The following is a 2,298-nucleotide window of genomic DNA, read 5'->3' as shown; positions in this document are numbered from 1 at the left end:
CTGCGCGCCAGCCGCGTCCTGGCCGCCGCCGACGTGCTGGTGGCCCCCTCGGACGCCGACCGCGACGTCCTGGGCCTGGCCCGCCGGGACGCCGAGCGGCTGTCGCTCGACGAGGCCACGCCGGAACGGCTGATCGCCTTGGTGGGCGAGGGCCTGAAGGTCGCCTGCTTGATCACAGCGCCCCCCGATCCGGCGGCGCTGCGGACCTATGCCGAGGCCGGTCTCGAGATCGAGGTCCTGCTGGCCGCGCCAGAGGCCTGACGCCGGGCCGGCTCAGTCCAGGGGTTTGCCCTTGGTCTCGGGCAGGAACAGGCAGACCACCACACTGATGGCGGTGAAGATCACCGGATACCAGAGGCCCGAATAGATGTTCCCCGTCGCCGTCACGATGGCGAAGGCGCTGAACGGCACGAAGCCCCCGACCCAGCCCGTGCCGATGTGATAGGGCAGGGACATGGCCGTATAGCGGATGCGGGTGGGGAAGAGCTCCACCAGGGCCGCGGCCATCGGGCCATAGAGCGCCGTAGCCGCCACTACGAAGATCATCAGTATGCCGAACACGGCCGGCAGGTTGGTCCGGGCCGGGTCGGCGACGGCTGGATAGCCGTTGTCGGCCAGGGCCTGGCGAATCTGGCCATCCACCTGTGCGCGCACGGTCTTCAGGCTGGCGGCGTCGAGGCGTGAGCCGTCCGCCGACACCACCACGGTCTGGCCGATCCTCACCTCGGCGCCCGCGCCGGGCGGCGCGGCGAGGTTCTCATAGGAGACCCCGGCATTGGCCAGGCTGGTCTTGGCGATGTCGCAGGCCGAAGCGAACTGGGTCCGGCCGATGGGATCGAACTGCAGGGCGCAGTCGGCCGGATCGGCGAAGACCATCACGGGCGTGGCCGCCTGGGCCTCCGCCAGCGCCGGATTGGCCGCCAGGGTGAGGGCCTTGAAGCCTGGGAAGAAGGCCACCAGGGCCAGCGTCATGCCAAACCACATCACCCACTTGCGGCCCACCCGGTCCGACAGCCAGGCGAACATCACATAGAGCGGCGCGCTGGCCAGGGTGGCGCAGATCATCAGGGTGTTCACCGTCGCTGGCTCCACCTTCAGGAACCGCTCGAGGAAGATCTGCACGTAGAAGAAGGTGGTGTACCAGACCGCGCCCTGGGCGCTCATGAAGGCGAACAGCACCAGCAGCACGATCTTCAGATTGGGCCATTGGCCGAACGCCTCGGCGAAGGGCGCCTTGGTCTGCTCGCCGGCCGCTTTGAGGCGGGCGAAGCTGGGGCTCTCGGCCAGCTTCAGACGCATGAAGATCGACACCGCCAGCAGGCCGGCCGACAGCAGGAAGGGCACGCGCCAGCCCCAGGCGGCGAACGCCTCTTCCCCCAGGATGCGGCGGGTCACAAGGATCACCGCCAGGGCGCCGATCAGGCCGAAGGCGGCCGAAGCCTGGATCCAACTGGTGTGCTCGCCGCGGCGGTGGGCTGGGGCGTGCTCGGCCACATAGATGGCCGCCCCGCCATATTCGCCGCCGAGCGCCAGGCCCTGAAGGATCCGAAGCAGGATCAGGAGCGCCGGGCCGACCAGACCGGCCTGTGCGTAGGTCGGCAGAAATCCGATGGCCAGGGTGGCGCCGCCCATCAGGGTGACGGTCACCAGGAAGGCGGCCTTGCGCCCCACGAGGTCGCCCATCCGGCCGAAGATCAGCGCGCCTAAGGGGCGAAAGGCGAAGCCGGCCCCGAACAGGGCCAGGGCCGCCACCAGGCCCGCCGTCTCGGTGAGGCCGGCGAAGAAGTTGCGCGAGATGATCGAGGCCAGCGCCCCGAAGATGAAGAAGTCGTACCACTCGAAGGCCGTGCCGGCCGAAGAGGCCACGACCACAGTGCGCATGGACGGGGCGCCGTCCGCTTCACCTACGAATGTCGTCTTGTCGCTCATGGTCGTCACGCTCCCCAGCCCGATCCTTGTCCAAGCTGTAACACCGGTCTGTCAGGGCGCGGAAGCCGTCTGACGCGGGCGCCGCCAGACAGCCGAGAGCCTGTTCACGAGGCCCAGACCCCGGGGCTGAGCGTTCGCCGCCCAAGCCCGGCGATCTATCTGGCCAGAGCGCGAAGCCTGGTCGTTCGGCCCGAGGCCCGCCAGACCGCTGAACGCAAAGGGCAATTCCCACTGCGCAGCCGGAATTGCCTGAAACCCACACCGGCGTTGTCGCAAAAAGTCGCAAAAGGCTGATTGACAGGTTCGGGGGTGGCGACTAGATACGCCGCTCCTCGCCGGGGCCGGAAGGTTGGCGGGGCTGGCGGAAGC

Annotated in this window: 1 protein-coding gene and 1 pseudogene; one reads left to right on the top strand and one right to left on the bottom strand. The window is 69.0% G+C overall.

Translation table 11 applies throughout. The annotated features are described in order from the left end of the window. Positions 1-261 (top strand): annotated as a pseudogene (locus tag V7702_RS16705) (siroheme synthase); the annotation flags it as partial. Positions 262-273: 12 nt separating this feature from the next. Here the strand turns inward: V7702_RS16705 and V7702_RS16700 are convergent. Next, positions 274-1,929 carry an MFS transporter gene (locus V7702_RS16700; protein WP_335651204.1) on the bottom strand — a complete coding sequence of 552 codons (1,656 nt, stop codon included), beginning with the start codon at positions 1,927-1,929 and terminating at the stop codon, positions 274-276. Positions 1,930-2,298: the final 369 nt, after the last annotated feature.

Origin of the sequence: Phenylobacterium sp. (assembly GCF_036963605.1) — a bacterium.
Lineage (GTDB): Bacteria > Pseudomonadota > Alphaproteobacteria > Caulobacterales > Caulobacteraceae > Phenylobacterium.
Note: the sequence above shows the minus strand (reverse complement) of the source record. Positions and strands in the feature narration are given on the sequence as shown.